Origin of the sequence: Streptococcus sp. HMSC034B03 (genome assembly GCF_001838575.1) — a bacterium.
In the GTDB taxonomy this organism is placed as follows: Bacteria; Bacillota; Bacilli; order Lactobacillales; family Streptococcaceae; genus Streptococcus; species Streptococcus anginosus.
On the sequence record NZ_KV837627.1, the window covers coordinates 36578 to 54804 of the forward strand.

At 37.4% G+C, this 18227-nt stretch carries 15 protein-coding genes; 4 read left to right on the top strand and 11 right to left on the bottom strand.

The genetic code is table 11. From position 1 onward, the window contains the following. The 7 genes from HMPREF2634_RS03180 to HMPREF2634_RS03210 form a co-directional block, all read right to left on the bottom strand. On the bottom strand, positions 1-1232 hold a 1232-nt coding region (locus tag HMPREF2634_RS03180), incomplete at its 3' end, for an SH3 domain-containing protein (RefSeq protein ID WP_142350295.1). Positions 1233-1266: 34 nt separating this feature from the next. After that, entirely contained in the window at positions 1267-1917 is a 651-nt protein-coding gene (locus HMPREF2634_RS03185) for a DUF6287 domain-containing protein (protein ID WP_070836295.1), read from the bottom strand. Positions 1918-2056: 139 nt separating this feature from the next. Continuing rightward, positions 2057-4192, bottom strand: coding sequence for a GBS Bsp-like repeat-containing protein (locus HMPREF2634_RS03190; protein ID WP_070836296.1), 2136 nt, complete (start codon positions 4190-4192; stop codon positions 2057-2059). Between the two features lie 408 nt (positions 4193-4600). Then, complete coding sequence (locus HMPREF2634_RS10090; RefSeq protein WP_070836298.1) at positions 4601-5905, bottom strand: sensor histidine kinase; 1305 nt, start codon at positions 5903-5905, stop codon at positions 4601-4603. A gap of 21 nt (positions 5906-5926) precedes the next feature. Continuing rightward, complete coding sequence (locus HMPREF2634_RS03200) at positions 5927-6667, bottom strand: response regulator transcription factor (RefSeq protein ID WP_070836300.1); 741 nt, start codon at positions 6665-6667, stop codon at positions 5927-5929. Positions 6668-6798: 131 nt separating this feature from the next. After that, entirely contained in the window at positions 6799-7437 is a 639-nt protein-coding gene (locus HMPREF2634_RS03205) for an SGNH/GDSL hydrolase family protein (protein WP_070836302.1), read from the bottom strand. After that, positions 7419-8267: a Cof-type HAD-IIB family hydrolase gene (locus HMPREF2634_RS03210; protein ID WP_070836304.1), complete on the bottom strand. Its 849-nt coding sequence runs from the start codon at positions 8265-8267 to the stop codon at positions 7419-7421. The genes HMPREF2634_RS03205 and HMPREF2634_RS03210 overlap by 19 nt, the downstream gene beginning before the upstream one ends. A 355-nt stretch (positions 8268-8622) precedes the next feature. Between HMPREF2634_RS03210 and HMPREF2634_RS03215 the strand changes: the two genes are divergently transcribed. After that, complete coding sequence (locus HMPREF2634_RS03215) at positions 8623-9768, top strand: cobalamin-independent methionine synthase II family protein (protein ID WP_070836306.1); 1146 nt, start codon at positions 8623-8625, stop codon at positions 9766-9768. Positions 9769-10265: 497 nt separating this feature from the next. Here the strand turns inward: HMPREF2634_RS03215 and HMPREF2634_RS03220 are convergent, their stop codons facing one another. Both HMPREF2634_RS03220 and HMPREF2634_RS03225 read right to left on the bottom strand, forming a co-directional pair. Next, complete coding sequence (locus HMPREF2634_RS03220; protein WP_070836308.1) at positions 10266-10652, bottom strand: VOC family protein; 387 nt, start codon at positions 10650-10652, stop codon at positions 10266-10268. Next, positions 10642-12081: a glycoside hydrolase family 1 protein gene (locus HMPREF2634_RS03225; protein WP_070836310.1), complete on the bottom strand. Its 1440-nt coding sequence runs from the start codon at positions 12079-12081 to the stop codon at positions 10642-10644. Before HMPREF2634_RS03225 ends, HMPREF2634_RS03220 begins: the two co-directional genes overlap by 11 nt. 111 nt (positions 12082-12192) lie before the next feature. On the opposite strand from HMPREF2634_RS03225, the gene HMPREF2634_RS03230 reads away from it, so the two are divergent. The 3 genes from HMPREF2634_RS03230 to HMPREF2634_RS03240 all read left to right on the top strand — a co-directional run bounded on the left by HMPREF2634_RS03230 (position 12193) and on the right by HMPREF2634_RS03240 (position 14551). Further along, the gene (locus HMPREF2634_RS03230; protein WP_070836312.1) at positions 12193-13062 is read left to right on the top strand and encodes an AraC family transcriptional regulator; all 870 of its coding nucleotides are present in this window, start codon (positions 12193-12195) and stop codon (positions 13060-13062) included. Positions 13063-13076: 14 nt separating this feature from the next. Then, positions 13077-13622 (top strand): HXXEE domain-containing protein, encoded by a 546-nt coding sequence (locus HMPREF2634_RS03235; RefSeq protein WP_070836314.1) that lies wholly within the window; start codon positions 13077-13079, stop codon positions 13620-13622. A gap of 92 nt (positions 13623-13714) precedes the next feature. Continuing rightward, positions 13715-14551: a C39 family peptidase gene (locus tag HMPREF2634_RS03240; protein WP_070836316.1), complete on the top strand. Its 837-nt coding sequence runs from the start codon at positions 13715-13717 to the stop codon at positions 14549-14551. A 95-nt stretch (positions 14552-14646) separates the two neighbouring features. Here HMPREF2634_RS03240 and HMPREF2634_RS03245 read toward each other — a convergent pair whose 3' ends face one another. Beyond that, positions 14647-15906 (bottom strand): CapA family protein, encoded by a 1260-nt coding sequence (locus HMPREF2634_RS03245; RefSeq protein ID WP_070836318.1) that lies wholly within the window; start codon positions 15904-15906, stop codon positions 14647-14649. A gap of 159 nt (positions 15907-16065) precedes the next feature. Then, positions 16066-17988, bottom strand: a complete 1923-nt coding sequence (locus HMPREF2634_RS03250) for a beta-glucoside-specific PTS transporter subunit IIABC (RefSeq protein WP_021002116.1) — start codon at positions 17986-17988, stop codon at positions 16066-16068. Positions 17989-18227 lie beyond the last annotated feature (239 nt).

The window sequence follows — 18227 nt, forward strand, 5'->3', positions numbered from 1 at the left end:
TCGTACCAGATGATGTCATCTTGACCGCCTTGGCTGGACCAAATAGGCAACTTCACTGTCTTCACACCCTTGGTCGAGCTGACATTTGTCACCACCACATCAAAACCTTGGGAAGTCTTGTTTTCAATGTGAATCGTACCTGTCACCTTGTTTTGAGCTGGTTTTTGAGACTCTGACTGAGCTAATTTTGTCACAGCCGCATAACGACGAACACCGCTATATGAAACATAGCTAATCCATTGATAGCCATCATTTTCCAGCACTTTATCATAGTAGACACTGTCGCCCCTATTAAAGGTAAATTGTGTCGGAGCTGACAATTTAGCTTCATTCTTAACCTCTGTCGTTCTAGAGAAAGCATATCTTCCTCTAGAAGGGAGAGTTCCTGTTGAAGAAGGTGTTTGCTTTGCTGGCTGTTGAGGTTCAGATTGAATCAGCTTGTTAATAGCCGCATAGCGACGAACACCACTATAAGAGCGGTAACTTAGCCATTGGTATCCATCTGCAATCAAAACTTGGTCGTAAAAAACACGATCCCCCGCATTTACATAAAATTGCAATGCTGCACTTGCTTTCGGTTCATTTTTCACTTCCGTACGTTTCGTATAAGTGTAATAGCCCTGACTTGGTAAAGAAGGTACACTTTGCGTTACTTTGGATTCTGCAAGACGAGCTTGTTGTGCTGGTTGCGTTTTATCCATCAATTTCGCAACATCAGCTTCTTCTTTCCCTGCTTCTTTTTCGACAGGACTCTTTTCAACTTTTACAGTTGTTGAAGGGGTAGCTGTGTCTGTTGTTGCATCAACAGATGAATTTGTTGTTTCGTCTTCTGTCTGTGTCGCTGCATCAACAGTCGTTGTTTGAGAAGGTGTCGTCTCTGTAGCTACAGAAACAGCTTTATCTGCCGTTATCGTCTTTTGAGTATTTTCAGAAGACGTTTTAGCAACACCCGTGTCTGCTGATGAGCTAGCTGGCGCAGTTGTTGTTACAGCAGTTTCTTTTTGAGTTGCTGCTGATTGAGAAGACACATCAATTGATTCAGTTGTGTTTTGAGTCTTATTTGCTGTGCCAACTTGAGCTGCTTCAGGTACTGTTCCTGTCGTGGCTTGTTCATCAGCTGACACGGTTTGACCGCCCATAAAGAGGACACACCCAATCAAAACAGAAGCTGCACCACACGAATATTTACGAATGGAAAAACGTTGTTCTTTGTGATCAAACATTTTTTTCATCACTTGTCCTACTTTCTAATTTGTGTTTATCATCTTAATTTCTATAAAAGGGATGTGTATTGGCATTTTCATCTTGCCCACTCAAAATCCGGTCTGTATTAGAAACCTGTCCCGTAACAGGATCAGCTACACCAGCAGGAACCACAATAAAAGCAGCACCACCTACTTGAGCGTCTTTAGGATAAATCGTTCCCCAAAATGTGTTCGCGACTATTTTTTCAGAAGTAAGACCATACTCTCTTTTCTCACCTGCAAAAGCAGCTTGACCATTAGAATTAATGGTAATACTTTTTCCCAAGTCATTACTCCAAGTTCCTGAAATTGTTGAAAAATCACCACTAGCAAGAGCGTTTACGTCAACTGTAGACTTTGTTTCTGCTGCAGGAGAAGTATTACTATCGGCGTTAGTTGTACTTGAAGAGGGTTGAGTAGTTGACGATTGAGCAGGTGACATCTGTTCACTAGCAGCAGATTGAGTACTGTCCCCTGCTTTTTTATTACTACTCGCGTTAGCAGTCATCTTTTTCTTAGCTTTAGATGATTTTGCTTTTTTAGAACTACTTTGTGCAGTCTTTACTGTCGAATGGTCATTCGAATCACTTTTTGTTTCATTTTTATGGCAAGCGCCCAGTAAAAGCAAGGAGCATAACATAGTTATACTTGCTAATTTATATGATTTTTTCATTGTATTTCCTTTCTTTTTCAGGAATCCTTAAATTCCAAAATCATTATACAACTTTGTTTTGTAAAAATCAACACATTTTTGAAATATTTGTAATCTATTTGTAACATATGTGTATTTTCTATTTTCTGCCTTTAGAAAATTAGGCAATGCTGATATATCGACGATTGCCTGAGAAGGAAAGGTAACTAATCCAATAATGTCCATCTGCAAATAGAACTTTATCATAATTAACTGTATTTCCAGCTTCATAATAAGCTAATTCAGGAGAAGAAATTTTAGGCTCTGCTTTAATACTAGATCGTCCTGTAAAAGTATAAACTCCTCTGTCAGGTATAGCAGGTTTTGTGATAAAGTGTACGTCTGTTTTTGTACCAGTAACACCAACTAATTTACCATCGTTTTGGACATAATATAAATGGATATTGTACTCTCCTTGGTAATTTTTATGATCACTTGCACGAACTGAAACTTTATAAGTGCCATCGTTTTGTTTAGTGGCTCTATACCAAATAATATCATCTTGACCATTTTGACTTGCCCAAATAGGTACTTTTACTTCTTTTACACCATTCGGACTAGCAACATTTGAAATAACTACATCAAATGTCCCTGTTTGATTATTCTTATTTTGTATGTTAATAGTTCCTGTAAGAGTAACTGCTGGAGTTTGTACTTCTGCAATTGTCGTTTTGGTGCCACCTACACCTATTTGCTTACCATTGTCTATAACGTAATAAAGATGAATATTGTATTCCCCACGATTATTTTTATGATCGCGAATATTGACAGAAACTTTATAAGTGCCATCATTTTGTTTAGTAGCTCTATACCAAATAATATCATCTTGACCATTCTGAGTAGACCAAGTTGGAACTTGTACTTCTTTTAATCCACTATTGCTAGATACATTGGTAATTACAACGTCAAAAGTACCGGCTTGATCATTTTTATTTTGTATATTGATCGTCCCTTTTACAACTGGAGTGACTGGAGTTGCAATTTTATTTATAGCAATATAACGACGGTGCCCCGAATAAGAGATATACGAAATCCATTCGTAATTATCAGCAATTAAAGTCTTATCATAAGTTACACTATAACCATTATCATAATAAGCAAGGTCTGGACTAGATATTTTAGGTTCTGCTTTGATTCCTTTACGGTCTGTAAAATGATAGGTTCCTGAAGAAGGTAATGTTCCTCCTGTATTAGGTTTTGTAGGTTCACTAGGAGTAGTGGTGCCACCAGCCAGATCTTTAAAATGGATATAACCACTGAATGCCGTTTTAGCAACCGTCCGAATATGATAATTATGTGTGAAACCATAATTATATTCTTCAATTTCTACATTGTTTCCAATGACATTTGATACCCACGCAACATGACCATAGGAACCATCATCTAACCAAGCAACCGATCCTTTTGCAGGATTCATGTCAACTCTATATCCTTCTCGTCTTGCACGTCCTCCCCATTGTCCACCGTTACCATAAGCACCCGGAAGTTCAAAGTGATTTACTGAGCTTAAACGGTAAGCAGTAAAAGAAGTGCATTCTCTTGTATATAGTCTCCACTTATCAATTTGTCTATTATTGGGATCTACACTATCATGTTTCCATGGATAATCGTCACCTCTTGCAACAGAACCATTGTTCACAGCTAATGCATGACGCGCTATTTTTGAGGCAAACATAGTTTTTGTTGCACCCTCTTTTAACTGATTCGAAGATTTATTAACTAAGTTATTCTTATTTTTTGAGACATTATTATCGCCTTTTTGAGTAGAAGAAGCAGTACTTGAAATTATATTATTGTTAGATTCACTAGTCTCCTTGACTTTCATGTCTGGTGTGGACGAAACTGATGAATTATTTTCATGTTCCACTTGAACATTAGATGTTGAAACAGTAGACGTTACTCTATTTTCTGATATCGGCTTAGTATCTTCGACTGGTTTAGTTTGAACCGTAACTGAAACTGATTTTTCTTTATTGTGAACTTGAACATTATCAACTATAGATACTTTATTTGATACACCACTATCCACAGCTTGATTATTCTTAGAGTTGTTTTCAACATTAGAATTTATCATTTTATCAGAATGGGAAACAACAGACTCTGTTGTAGATGAAACAGTAGACGTTGAGGTTGTCTCATCTGCCGAAACATTAGCAACATTAAACAGAAAGCATCCTAGCAGTACAGATGCAACACCAAATGAATATTTCCGGATTGAAAAGCGTTGAACTTCTTTATTAAAATTTTGATTCTTCACAATTATTATTTCTCCTTTATATAGTTAGATTCAATATTTATCACTAATATGGACTTGATCGATTCTGATACACTTTTATTGCCTTCATTTACATTTTATACACTTATTGTAGCTTAACTTCACTCATTTGAAAGAAACTTGTCAAAGTCTGTCATTATTTTGTCATATTCTGTAATAGTTTTAGGAATTTATTTACCAGTTATGACAAAATACAAGCCAATTGTGACAATGGTCTTCTATTTTCTTTAAATTTCGATAGAATAAATACAAGGAGGTGGATTTCTTATGAATGCAATTGATTGGTGGAAACTTTTAAACGGGAGACATTAATCATCTGTTATTTACCTATTCTCACTAAAATAAAAATACTTACAACTAAGTATGTAAGTATTTTTATTTCCTAATAATTTATCTCATTTCAATTGTCTGTCTAAAATGAAAATCCTTGCTTTGCGTAATAATGGATACATTAGGATATTTTTTCAATATATTTGCTACATTATATAAACCAATTCCCCGATCTTTGCCTTTTGAAGAATAACCACATGAAAAGATATCTGATGTATCAATCTTTGCAACATCCGTAGTATTTTCTATAATCAAGACATTTGTATTACCACTATTAAAAAGAGCTACCGTTATTTCCGAACTCTGTGCTGACTGAGCTCCTTCAATGGCATTGTCCATTAATATTGAGAGAATCGTAACAAAATCCAACAATTCCATTTGTGACTCACTGAAATCTTTTTCTGCTTCAACGCTAATGTTTATTCCTTTACTTTGTGCTTCAAGTAACTTTGCGGATAAAATGCTTTTAACTGCTTCATTTTTTACTTTTATTAAATTGGTAATATTATATTTTGGATTTTGAAACTGCTCCGTGGTTTTTGACAAGACTGAATTATAGACGCTAGATATAATATCAATATCGCGATTATCAATCCCTGTTTTTATACTACTTAAAATATTTATATAGTCATGCCGAAAATTCCTTAGTTCATTATAAAGCGATTCTATTTGTCGATTATAATTTGCTAAATCTTCTAATTGCCTATTCTTTTGATAAATAATCTCCTCCTCTAATCTATCTTTAAAAGTTGTATTTATATAAATCAACATTATTAAAAACAAAATAGTATAAATACCAATTAAATATTGTCGATAAAAAATCGCAGAATTGATAACATCTTCAAAAATTAACAATATTTGCAAAAGAATAAAATATACAATCATTGTCAAATTAATTAAACATAAAAAACGATTTAAGTATTGCTTTTTAAAACCTTGTTGTAAATTTTTAAAATCAATCTTTAAGGATTTTATAAGAAAATAGTAAGTTGGGAAAATCAATAATTCAATTAATAATGAGAAATATCCACTACTAGCTGTTTCTCTCATACTAACTCCCAATAATGGAAAAACAAAAAATGTTAATATTCTGTTAAAAAGACTTTCTACAACAACAGGATATAAGCCATAAAAGATATCTAACATCCTATTGTGAAAATCATTTCGATACAAAGAATATAACACCAAAAAAAGTAACGTTACAAAATAAGCAATCACAGGTGCAATAAAAAACAGAAAACGAAGTAATAATGGTGCAAAAATAAACCACTTTTTACTCAGATTTACTCCACTCACTTGATGAAAAATCAATAATAGAATCACAATATGAATGAAAAATGTAATATTATATAATACTTCTCCCATAATCTCTCCAACTTTATCAAACTATTGAAGTTTTTTTATTCTATCTATCAACCCTTTTAATCTCATTCTTGATACTAAACAATGTTCATTATCTTCAAAATATACTTTACCATTTTCTTTATCCACTTTTATAATATTTTCAAGATTTACTACATAAGATTGATGACATTTATAAAGTCTTTTATCTACTTTTTCAATTTCTGAAATACGAGCATAAAACTCCATTCTCTCATTTTTTGTATGTAAAATAACTTTATGAATCGTTGGCGATGTTTCAAAATATAAAATATTATGAAACGGCACTTGGACCATAGCTAATGAAGTTTCAAAATTAAATGAATCTTCAATAACTGTACGACCTTGCTGTTCTATCACAGTATTGATAGCTTCTTCAACATGTCTAGAAAACGCTCTTTCATCTAATCCTTTATCAATAAAGTCGAGAGCCGCAACTTTATACTGAAAAATTATAGGCATAAATTCTGAATGGGTTGTTACAAATACAATTGTTGCATTTGGATCTTTTCTTCGAATTTCTTCTGCAATCTCAAACCCTCTTTTTGATTCATTTTTTATTTGAATATCTAAAAAGAAAAGTTGATGTGAACCTCTTTCTGTAATAGATTCAAGTAGTTGATTGGGTTTCCCATAAATATGAATACGACGATATTTCCAAGAATTTTTCTTCATAACCTCTTTTATCGTCCTCTCCATTCTAGATTGTTGTACAAAATCATCTTCTAGTACAAAAATAGTTATCATTTCTCTCTCCTTATTAATTCTAATGCATAAAATAATCAGATAAAGACATTATAATATAAATAAAAATCGAATAAACTAAAATGTCATAGCTGGTTGTTATAATGTCTCATTTGGATAGAGTGATGTTTAGGTTATATTAAGTTTTTATTTTGTAAGTAGCCTACCAACACTTGGTATCCTGCAACCGTCAAATGCAATCCGTCGGTTGTAAATGCTTCTTTTAATTGTCCTGTTTCGTCTAGCAGGTCGTCATAGACATTTACAAAGGTCACATTCATATAAACAGAAGCTAACTCTTGATAAGCATGATTGAGGGCTTGAATTTTTTGATTGTTTCTTCGATGAACTCGCTTTTTGTAAGTAGGGCTTTCATTGACTGGTAGGACAGACAAAAGGCAAACTTCTGCAAGAGGATAATTCCTAGCAATCGTTTGGATGATACTTTCCACATTTTTTACTGTTTCTTGCTGGGGGATTTCCTTGCCAATATCATTGGTACCGATAAGGAGAAAGACCTTATCAACTGCCTGCCCAAATAAAAGAGATCCTAAATGCTCTAGTAGCAAATCCGACCGATAACCTCGAATTCCACGGTTTATTAGTGTTTTTGACGTTTTAAATAACTCATGTAAGGGAAAATACTCTACGATAGAATCTCCCAGAAAAAGTACATCGGGGTCTTTGACGGATATACGATTCAAATCGTGGTACTTTTGTCTGATCTGCTCTTGCTCATTTAACAACCATTCTTCTAATAGTTGGACAGCCATTGACTCTCTCCTTTGCTCAAATAGTTCTCTAATACTGTCAGGACGCCCGCCTCTGTATTTGCTGGTGCAAGGTGATTGGCAACTGCCTTGGTTTTAGGATCCGCATTCTCCATAGCATAGGAAACCCCAGCTAATTGCAGCATTTCAATGTCATTTTCACTATCTCCAAAGGCCATGATTTCCTGCTCTTGAATTTCCCATTTTTGCATCAATTGCTCTAACCCCCAAGCTTTATGGATCCCTTTTTGCAAAATGTCAATCGCTCCATAGCCGCTTGTGACCGCATTTAATGTGTCTGCAAAATCCTGATTGAGCTGTCGAGTAGCCTGAACTGCTACTTGCTCGTTTACCACCATACTCATTTTCAGAACTTGCGGAAAATCGTCTGGACGTAATGTTTCGACAAAGTTTATCTTTCGGTAAAATTCTTGCGCCATTTCTGCTGTCATGACTTTTTCAATCATAGGGAAAATCGTTCCCGTTTTGACAAAAGCGCCATTTTCAGTTGTGACGACGAGGTGCACATCACGTTCTCTCCCTTCAAAGTAAGACAAGACTTGTTCCACCAAGTCTGGAGACCAACATGTACCCAGCAGTACCTCGTTTTTATCAAAAATCCGTGCACCATTTGCAGCAATCAAGGCCACGCGCTCCAGCAAATCCCCAAATAACAAGCGCATTCGGTGAATTTCATTGCCCGTTGCCACCACAAACCGAATCTCCCGCTTGTCCAGCTCATCCAATATATTTTTCAACCGACTTCGATCGAATTCTCCTTTTTCATCTAAGAGCGTTCCGTCCATATCGGTCACAATCATCTTAATTGTCATGTTATCACCTCTAACAATCATTCATTTCAAATTCAAATCCCAACGTTCATTTATTTCATGATGTAAAACTATCCTTTTGCTATTTCTGTAATTTTGCTTGGATAATACAGGACAGGATTAGCTACATTTACATCCTATTTCAAAAGGATTATAGCACATTTAAAAAATAGTAAATAAACCTTTTTCTTCTATTTTATCAAAAAGAGGGGTGAAGAGGAAACAATTGTATTCAAGCAAGGACTGGTCTTTTCAAATATAGTTTTAAACTATATCCCTTCCTCTAAATTAACTATTTTTCAAAAGTGCTTAGCTTGTGTACAATAAAAAGTAAGAAATTTAGAAAGAGGCTTTTGACATGACACAATCAAAATTTCAACTTGTTGGCTCTCTTCTTCGCCCAGCCAACCTCCTTGCCTACAAAAATAAAATCGAACATCGTGATGATATTCACTATCCATTTTACGACAGTTTTCCCGGCTATCTTGAAACAGAGACAGCAGTGATAAAAAAAGTGATTGCTGATGAGAAGGCAAACGGTATTGATATTCTAACAGACGGAGAATACTCAAAATCAATGTGGCATTTAGATTTTATTTGGGGTCTTAAAGGTATTGAACGTTATATTGCAGACCACGGCTACACTTTCCAAGACCATGACGGCGGACAGTACGAAACACGTAAAGACATTGGTATCCGTATCACGGAACCTCTTTCAGGGAAGAATCATCATTTCTTAGACATTTACAAATTGCTCAAGGAAGAAGCTGGTAATACGCAAACCAAATTAACCATTTGGGGACCTGCGCATGCTTATATTGAACTGACTATCTTTGATAAACTTGCTGGTGAAGGGCAAGTTTACAAAACAAATGAAGAATTAAAGGCCGGTCTCATCAAGGCTTACAAAGAATTCTTGGCGGAATATAAAGAAGCTGGCGGTGAAATTATCCAGTTTGACGACTGCCTTTGGGAACTTTTTGACGAATCAAATCCTGCTTCATTTTTTGCCGATGGCAATGCTGCGCTGGCTGATTTAGCTGATGAATTCATTGCAATCAATAACGAAGTGGCTGATTATGGACATCAATTAGGACTGAAAGTTTGGACACACAACTGCCGCGGAAATTATGAAAGCCGTTCGGCATCAGGCGGAACTTATGAAGCCATTGCGGAAAAATTCTTACGTGATCAACACTATGACCGCTTTTTCTTGGAATGGGACAGTGATGTATCTGGTGATTTGAAGGCTCTTGCTTCTCTTAAAGATAAAGATGCCGAAGTTGTCCTTGGTCTCCTTTCTAGCAAGACAACTGATCTGGATGATGAAGAACGTGTGCTTCGTTTATTAGAACAAGCCAGCACTATCCTTCCTAAGGATCGTCTCCTGCTGTCACATCAATGCGGTTTTGCTTCCTGCGATTCAGGCAATGAGTTGGCTATCCCGCAGCAATGGGCTAAAATCAAACAAGGTCAAGAAATCGCTAAAGAGTTTTGGGATTAAGTTGTACGTGACGACATCTTATGACTGTTTAGTGAATCCTTATAAAATGCGAGACAAACTTCTTTTTGAGGTTTGTCTTTTTTGACCTTTGGCAATAAATACGACTGAAAAAGAGTAAAGTCAAAATGATTTCTCTATTTGGCAAATTTTTAAGGTAAAAACAACAGAGAGCGGCACTTGGACATTTTCCTCCTGATATCTATGTTACAACTTTCAGTTCATTTGTTTAACACAAAAAAGGAGGTTGAAACAAAAATTCCCAGCCTCATGTATTTTATCGTTTAGCTTGCAAAACGCAGTGGTTAGTTGGATAACCTTATCTCTGACTGTATCGGCGATAGTGGCTATCCTAACCAACTTGTGCGGAGGTGGGAGTAAAACAGTCCAGTGAACTGTTTTAGGTCAGCAACTAGAAACTAGGACTTGCTGAAAAATCACATTCTTCAAACGATTGATGTCTGTCCCACTCTCTATTTATAAGGAGCAAATTTATCAAATTACACTGTCAATTCAATCTGATTGCCTTCTAAACCCAGAATGCAGCTTTCATAGTAACCATCCCCCGTCAGACGTGGACCGCTTAAAAGCTGATAACCATCTGCTTGAAGCCTAGCTGTCAATTCATCTACCTTTTCTCTGCTTCCTAGACTAAAAGCCAAATGATGATAGCCCAAAAAGAGAAGTTCTTGGTTGTTCTCTGCTAAACCTTCCTTTCGGGTCATGATTTCCAATCTCGCCCCTTCGTCAAAGCTGAGGAAGTAAGACTGAAAACCTGTTTTTTGATTATGGTAAAGCTGATTACTTTTCACTTCAAAATATGTTTCAAAGAAACGTTTAGCCCCTTCTAAATCTCGAACATAGAGGGCTGCGTGCTCAATCTTCATAGAGTTTTCCTCCGTTCGTTGCAATAACTTCTTTATACCAATCAAATGATTTCTTCTTGTAGCGAGCCAAAGACCCTGTTCCATCGTCGTTGCGGTCAACATAGATAAATCCGTAACGCTTGCTCATCTGAGCTGTTGAAGCAGACACAAGGTCAATACAGCCCCAAGTGGTATAGCCCCAGAGCTCAACACCATCTTCAATCGCTTCGCCGACCTGTTGCAAATGTTGTTTAAGATAATCAATACGATAATCATCTTCAACAGTTGGACCATTAGGGCTATCCACCAAGACATCTTTAGCACCGAGACCATTTTCTACGATAAAGAGTGGCAACTGGTAGCGGTCATAGAAAGCATCGAGGACCAGACGCAGACCAATTGGGTCAACTTGCCAACCCCATTCAGAACTTGCCAGATAAGGATTTTGCAGACCACCTAGAACATTTCCACGACCAGAAGAATAACTTTCTGGGTCATGAGCTTGAACCACACTCATATAATAAGAGAAGGAGATGAAGTCCACGGTATGTTCTGCCATCAATTCCTTATCACCCGGCGCAAATTGAATCTCGATTCCATTTTCCTTGAAGAAACGGTTCATATATGCTGGGTATTTACCACGCGCATGAATATCTGAAAAGAGATAGTTTTGATTTTCAAACTCACGGGCAGCCAGTACGTCCTCTGGTTTTGGCGTCATCGGATAAGCCGGCATGGCTAGTACCATACAACCAATCTTAAAGTCTGGATTGATTTCATGTCCAATCTTCGTTGCAAGAGCTGATGCCACTAGTTCGTGATGAACTGCTTGATAAAGGTCTTGCTTGGACAATTCTTCTACGGGTGTTGCAATCCCTCCGCTCATAAATGGCGCATGAAGAACGGAGTTGATTTCATTAAAGGTCAACCAATATTTCACCTTGTCTTTGTAGCGAGTAAAGACAGTGCGAACATAGCGCTCATAAAAACCAATCAAATCACGATTTGCCCAACCATTGTACTTGCGTGCCAAGTGTAGCGGTGTTTCATAGTGCGACAAAGTCACTAAAGGCTCAATACCATATTTTGCCAATTCATCAAAGAGGTCGTCATAAAACTTTAGACCTGCTTCATTTGGCTCCGTTTCATCACCATTTGGGAAAATCCGTGACCAAGCAATGGAAGTACGATAAACCTTGAAGCCCATTTCTGCAAAAAGGGCAATATCTTCTTTGTAACGATGATAAAAGTCAATCCCTTCTAATTTGAGATTGTCTAGTGTTGGCTCATCTGTAATCAAAGGATTGAGATCACCTGCTTTAGCTGGCATGCCGCCTTTTGGTGTCACATCTTGAACCGAAAGACCTTTCCCGTCCACATTGTAAGCTCCTTCGTATTGATTGGCAGCTGTTGCACCGCCCCAAAGAAAATCTGCTGGAAATTTACTCATGACTTTTACCTCTTTTATTTTTTACTTAATTATATTATAATCTTAGACAAGAGTATTTTCTAACACAATTCTCTTATAAATTGATATTATTCCACGAAAGAAGCAACACTTATGGATCTGGGAACATTACACAAAGATATCGTTTACAAAAATCAAGGCACTCCTTATTCTCTCACACGAACCATTACAAAAAACGGTCAGCCGGACATTCTCTTTCATTGGCATACGGATGTTGAACTGGTTTATGTTCATGAGGGAACTGCGCAGTTTCACATTGATTATGATTACTTTAATAGTGAAGCAGGTGATATTATCCTGATTCGTCCCAACGCTCTTCACTCCATTCACCCGATTGAAAATCGCCGCCATTACATGGATGCTCTCAACTTTCATTTGGATTTGATGGGCTATTCTACTATGGACCAAGCCAGTATTGACTATTTGCAGCCACTTTACAATGGACAATTAGATTTTGTACACGTCATCAAGCCCAATCAACCAGCCTATACAGACATTCGGCAATGTTTACTTGATGCTATGAAAATAGGCTATTACCGCACAAAATATTTTGAATTTCAACTCAAAGCCCAGCTCAATCAACTTTTTTATCTCTTATTTGAAAATGGCTATGTGATTTCAAAAGAGCAATCCTTAGAAGGCTATCGCAAGGAAGAAAAAATCCGTACCATCATTGACTATATCAGTAGTCATTATCAAGAGGAACTCACGATTGACCAGCTTGCTCAAATTTGTGGTTACAGTGATACCCATTTCATGAATTTCTTTAAGAAACATCTGGGGGTATCTTGCATGGAATACGTGATTCAATTTCGCTTGCGAAAAGCGGCTGAACTCTTGCAACACTCTACCTTGCCCGTCCTAGAAATTGCTGCCCAATCTGGCTTTAACAACCTCTCTAACTTCAATCGTCAGTTTAAAAAGTATTACCAACTAACTCCTAGTCAATATCGTAAAAAATAACAAGGAGGCATTCCATGAAAGATATTATCTGGTTATTTCCACTGCTTTTCATTTTTCATGATTTAGAAGAAATCATCGGCTTCATACCATGGATAGAGCAAAATGAAAAACTACTGGAGAAAAAAGCTGCCTTCATTTTAAATGCCCACAAAAGCTTATCCACAGAAGGGTTCGCACTAGCTGTAGCAGAAGAATTTGTCGTGGTGCTCTTTGTCTCTTTCTTTGCTATTTTTTACCATACTCGCTTCCTTTACCTCATCTGGTTGGGTGGATTCATCGCTTTCGCTCTTCATCTGGTGCTTCATATCCTGCAAGCTATCTGGATTAGGCGCTATATACCAGCTCTTGCAACCTATATCCTGTGTTTACCGGTTAGCAGTATTATCATTTGGAAAACCACCACTTTACTTCATATCAACACAGCTGAACTGCTCTTTTTCAGTCTCATTGGTATTCTCATCATTATCAGCAATCTCTTTTTTGCACTCTGGTTAGGTAAACAGTTTTCCAAGTGGGTAAATAAGATTTTTTACAACCCAGAAAAGATTGAAAAACTGTAACATAAATGGTACACTAAAAATGTAAACGGATTCATGGAATTAAAGTTAAAAATGCAGCATGATGATTTTGAGGAATAAGAGGAGATAAAATTATGAAAAAAGACATACATTCGTCAATCGTTTTCTTATTAGTTTTCATTCTTATCACTGCATGTACTCACGGAAAAACAGCACCAGCGAAGTCATTAGATACTGTTAAAATCAAGCAAACGCAAAGCTCTCATTTTTCTACTTCTCAACAAAGTGCTTCTAGTTCAAGTCAGACAAGTTCTTCTCAAACCGCAACTCCTGAAGAAAGCAATGCTTCAACTGCAAATGAAAAGGTCCCCTCTGAATCTATAGATAACACAGACAAAGACAGTCATGCAGGAGGAAAAAAAGTTCAACTAAACATCTCTACAATTGTCCAACGACGGTGGAATTACTGTGCTCCAGCCACAGTATCCATGATACTTGCAAGTAGAGGTCTTCAGGTTGACCAAGCCCAGTTAGCCAACGAAATGGGAACAGATGAAACTTTTGGAACTCATAATAGCAATGCCATAAAAGTTTTAAATCGCCATTTGTTTGGCTACGATGTACCGTCAGGAAATCAAGCAGGTTATCGTTTAGCAACTGTAGCGAATCCTAATTCTGATTCAGAAGATATGAAACGATTCAAAAAGCGTCTAATTCAAAATATCAATGACGGCTATCCAATGTATTATACTATTGATAATTCAAAAATGTATCCAGGTAGAAGTGGAGAGCATAATGTTATTGGTGTAGGATATGGCTTTACAGCAGATGGTTCAGATGTTGCCTATATATATTACATAGATCCTTCTTATATGGTTCAAGATCCTGTTTATGCTGGGTTGAAAATTGTTAGTCCAGAAGAATTGCTACATGCAATGGTAAGTTGTACTGAGCCAAATTATGCATGGTAAAACTCTTCTATCCTATTACTGAATTATATCGAAAGCAAAAAGCCAGAAATTCTTCATGCAAGAATCTCTGGTCTTTTTTCTCTAAAGAAATAAACTCATTCGTCCCATTTCAAATTTACATGCTCATTCATTTCCTGATAAGCAGTGTCAATTCGTTCTTTGGTAGCTTGGTCTAATTTGTCTCGGTATTTTCCACCTTCAATGAAATCTTCTAAAATATAGGTCTGATAAGTGTAGAGCGGATAGCCTTCCGGTGAATACGTCCCTTTCGCCACACGACTCACCCAACTCGGATGTGCCTGTACATCCTTGATAATCGTCCCTTTCTTTGATTTTTCAACCGTCACGTCCATGAGCACGCCGCGTTCTGTCCATTTCTTATTTTCCACACCGTCCATTGTCTCGATTCGCTGATTGGAGATAAAATTTCCCATAGAATAGATAATGAATTTCTTTTGCCCATTTTGTTTAACGACCTCTGATGGTTCAACGACATGCGGATGCCCGCCGAAAATAATATCCGCTCCCCACTCAATCATCTTATGATAAAGAGTTTTTTGCTCCTGTGTCGGTTCCAATTGATATTCAACCCCCATCTGAGGCATGACAACGGTTATATCAGCTTCTTTTTCGGCTTGCTTAATTTCTTTTTTCATCTTTTCTTCATTTAAATCCGACAAATGATGATTGTAGTCTGCATGAGAGATATTTTCCTCCAAACCGTTAAACCCATAGGAATAAGCTAAGAGCGCAATTTTAATCCCATTCACTTTTTTAATCACAAGTGAGGCTTTATCCCTATTTTTATGTGTATAAACCCCAATCGGTGTAATTCCTTGCTGCTCAAATGCTTTTGCTGTTGAAAAAACACCTTCCAATTGAGAATCCAAAATGTGATTATGTGCCAAATCCACCACTTGATAACCAGCGTCTTTGATAGCGGATACCACCGACTCTGGCGCATTGAACAGCGGGTAGCCTGCCAAAGGATAATTTGGTCGAATCGTCCCCTCAAAGTCTCCTAATACCAAGTCCGCCTTTTTCAACCAAGGTTTGACATATTGATAATTCTCTGTGAAATCATACGTCCCGTCTGACTGTAAGGCACTCATATATAGAAGGTCATGATACAGCAAATCCCCATTTGCCATGATACGAGCCGTCTGTACACCGTTTAGGGAAGAGGACGTTTTTTTCTTTTGTACAATACTTGTTTTTGTCGGCTTTGTCTTAACGCTATCGTTTATTTTCTCAGCTAATAAAATCCCACTTGCTACTAAAAACACTACGCAAAGCAAGCCTAAAATAAACTGCCAATTAGTTGCTGACTGTATTTTTCGTTCTGATCTTTTCATGTTCCATTCTCCTCTATCTACATTGTAGCACAAAGAAGCAAACATGACGCAGGAAATGATAAATAATAAAAAGGACAAAGCATACTTGTAGTAGCTCTAGTTGATTTTTTCGACCAACTGTTTTGGAACTCTACAAATTTTGCTTGTCCTTTTCTTAGATTATTTACTTACTTTCAGCAAATCATCGCCTAGTTTCACATCGCCGTCAGCTAATGTTTCAACTGTCTTATAATCAGCTATATTGGTCACAATGATTGGAGTTGTAACAAGATAACCTGCTTTTTTGATAGCATCTATATCAAAGCTTAGCAATAATTGACCCGCCTTGACCTTTGAGCCTTGAGTAACATGTGCCATAAAGCCTTCTCCTTCAAGAGCGACTGTATCCATGCCCACGTGAATCAAGATTTCAGCGCCATCATCAGTCGCTAAGCCAATCGCATGGTTGGTTGGGAAAAGCAGACGAATCACACCGTCAGCAGGAGCGACAACTTCGCCAACGCTAGGCTCAATTGCTATACCTTGACCCATTGCACCACTTGCAAAAACAGCATCAGGCGTATCTTCGAGTGCGACCACTTTCCCGCTAAGCGGAGCTGTGATGACTTGCTCAGGAGCAATCTCTTCAACTGGCAGACTGATTTCTTCAGCAGCGACTTCTTGTGCTCCACCATAGAGAGTTGGAATCTTTGTAAATTGGGTCAATACAAATCCAAGAACAAAACTGATTGCAATTGCTACAAGGAAGTGAATGAGCAATAGTGAATCTTTTGGATCAATGAAAGACGGAATCGCAAAGAGCCCCATTCCACCCATTACTTGCATTTTGGCATTAAAGAAAGCGAGATAAGCCCCTTGAACCGCACCGGCAATACAAGTCATAATAAATGGTGTTCGCATTGGCAAGGTAATCCCGTAAATGGCTGGTTCTGTTACCCCAAACAAAGCTGAGATAAAGGCTGGAATAGCCAATTGTTTGACTTTTTCTTCTTTTGTACGCAAGAAGATATTGAGCAATGCTCCTGCTTGCGCAAAGCAAATAGCAATAGAAGCTACAAGAATGACACCTGGTCCTTTTTGTAATTCCAAAATTGCAAGCGGCACCAATCCCCAGTGGAGACCGAACATAACCAGCACTTGCCACAAAGCACCCAGAATAATTCCATAAATAATTGGGCTGAAGCTATAAATACCTGTGAAAATAGCACCGACTATATCAGAAGCCCATGTCATGACTGGTCCAATGACAAGAAATGATAACGGTACAGTAATTAAAATTACAAAGAATGGAACAATAAAGACTTTGACAACATCTGGAATGATTTGTTTAAAGAATTTTTCAATTTTTGAGCCGACCCAAATTGCTAGAATGATTGGCAATACAGTTGATAGATAACTAGAAGCAGGGAAGATAATCGGCAAACCTAAGAAAGTTGCGTAGATTTTTGACTCAATAAAAGTTCCTGCAAATAGCGTATAGAGTGGTTTGGCACCTGTAAAGCTAGCTGCGATATTGGGATAAACCAAGGCAAAGCCAATCGCAAGCGCTGTGAATTTTTCCATTTTAAACCGCTTAGCAGCAGTCAAAGCCAGAATCAATGGTAAGAATTGGAAGAATCCGTCACCAGCGGCATTTAAGATGACATAAGCACCGTCTGTCGACTTAACACCACAAGCTGCCATAATGGCAACTACACCTTTGATCATACCAGCTGCAGAAAGAGCTCCCAGCATTGGTTGGAAAAGTCCTGAGATCAAGGCGATAAATCGGTCAAAGAGATTGCCTTGCGGAACATCTCCTTCATCCACATCAATACTATCCTCACCAGAAATACCTGCTTCCTTAATGACCGCCGCATACACATCTGGCACGTGGTTCCCAATCACCACTTGGTATTGTCCACCAGCTTTTACAACCGTTACAATACCGTCTCTATTTTTCAAGTATTCCGTATCTGCCTTGCTCTCATCTTTCAGAGAAAAACGCAAACGCGTCACACAGTGCACTAACTTGGTAATATTTTCCTTACCACCAACGTGAGCAACAATATCCTGAGCTAAGTCAGTATAATCTTTTGCCATAATGGACCTCCTTTATTTTTTAGGTCAGCTGTGTTGTTGCACATATAAATATAGAACAACGGTAACAAAAAAACCTAAACACATACCAAATAGAAAGTAGCTTTCCTACCTTATATCTCGTATTTGTCTAGGTTTTGCCTGCATGACCAGTAACAATCCGTAAATTAAGTATAGCACAAATTTATTTTATTGCAAGCGGTTTCTAAAACTTTTTTTATTTTTACACCAAAAACATCATA

What these genes read in the sequence shown, in the direction of transcription:
- HMPREF2634_RS03185 (WP_070836295.1), bottom strand. Translation starts at nt 1,917, where the DNA reads ATGAAAAAATCATATAAATTAGCAAGTATAACTATGTTATGCTCCTTG.
- HMPREF2634_RS03225 (WP_070836310.1), bottom strand. Translation starts at nt 12,081, where the DNA reads ATGAGTAAATTTCCAGCAGATTTTCTTTGGGGCGGTGCAACAGCTGCC.
- HMPREF2634_RS03220 (WP_070836308.1), bottom strand. Translation starts at nt 10,652, where the DNA reads ATGAAGATTGAGCACGCAGCCCTCTATGTTCGAGATTTAGAAGGGGCT.
- HMPREF2634_RS03240 (WP_070836316.1), top strand. Translation starts at nt 13,715, where the DNA reads ATGAAAAAAGACATACATTCGTCAATCGTTTTCTTATTAGTTTTCATT.
- HMPREF2634_RS03235 (WP_070836314.1), top strand. Translation starts at nt 13,077, where the DNA reads ATGAAAGATATTATCTGGTTATTTCCACTGCTTTTCATTTTTCATGAT.
- HMPREF2634_RS03205 (WP_070836302.1), bottom strand. Translation starts at nt 7,437, where the DNA reads ATGGCTGTCCAACTATTAGAAGAATGGTTGTTAAATGAGCAAGAGCAG.
- HMPREF2634_RS03200 (WP_070836300.1), bottom strand. Translation starts at nt 6,667, where the DNA reads ATGATAACTATTTTTGTACTAGAAGATGATTTTGTACAACAATCTAGA.
- HMPREF2634_RS03250 (WP_021002116.1), bottom strand. Translation starts at nt 17,988, where the DNA reads ATGGCAAAAGATTATACTGACTTAGCTCAGGATATTGTTGCTCACGTT.
- HMPREF2634_RS03245 (WP_070836318.1), bottom strand. Translation starts at nt 15,906, where the DNA reads ATGAAAAGATCAGAACGAAAAATACAGTCAGCAACTAATTGGCAGTTT.
- HMPREF2634_RS10090 (WP_070836298.1), bottom strand. Translation starts at nt 5,905, where the DNA reads ATGGGAGAAGTATTATATAATATTACATTTTTCATTCATATTGTGATT.
- HMPREF2634_RS03215 (WP_070836306.1), top strand. Translation starts at nt 8,623, where the DNA reads ATGACACAATCAAAATTTCAACTTGTTGGCTCTCTTCTTCGCCCAGCC.
- HMPREF2634_RS03210 (WP_070836304.1), bottom strand. Translation starts at nt 8,267, where the DNA reads ATGACAATTAAGATGATTGTGACCGATATGGACGGAACGCTCTTAGAT.
- HMPREF2634_RS03230 (WP_070836312.1), top strand. Translation starts at nt 12,193, where the DNA reads ATGGATCTGGGAACATTACACAAAGATATCGTTTACAAAAATCAAGGC.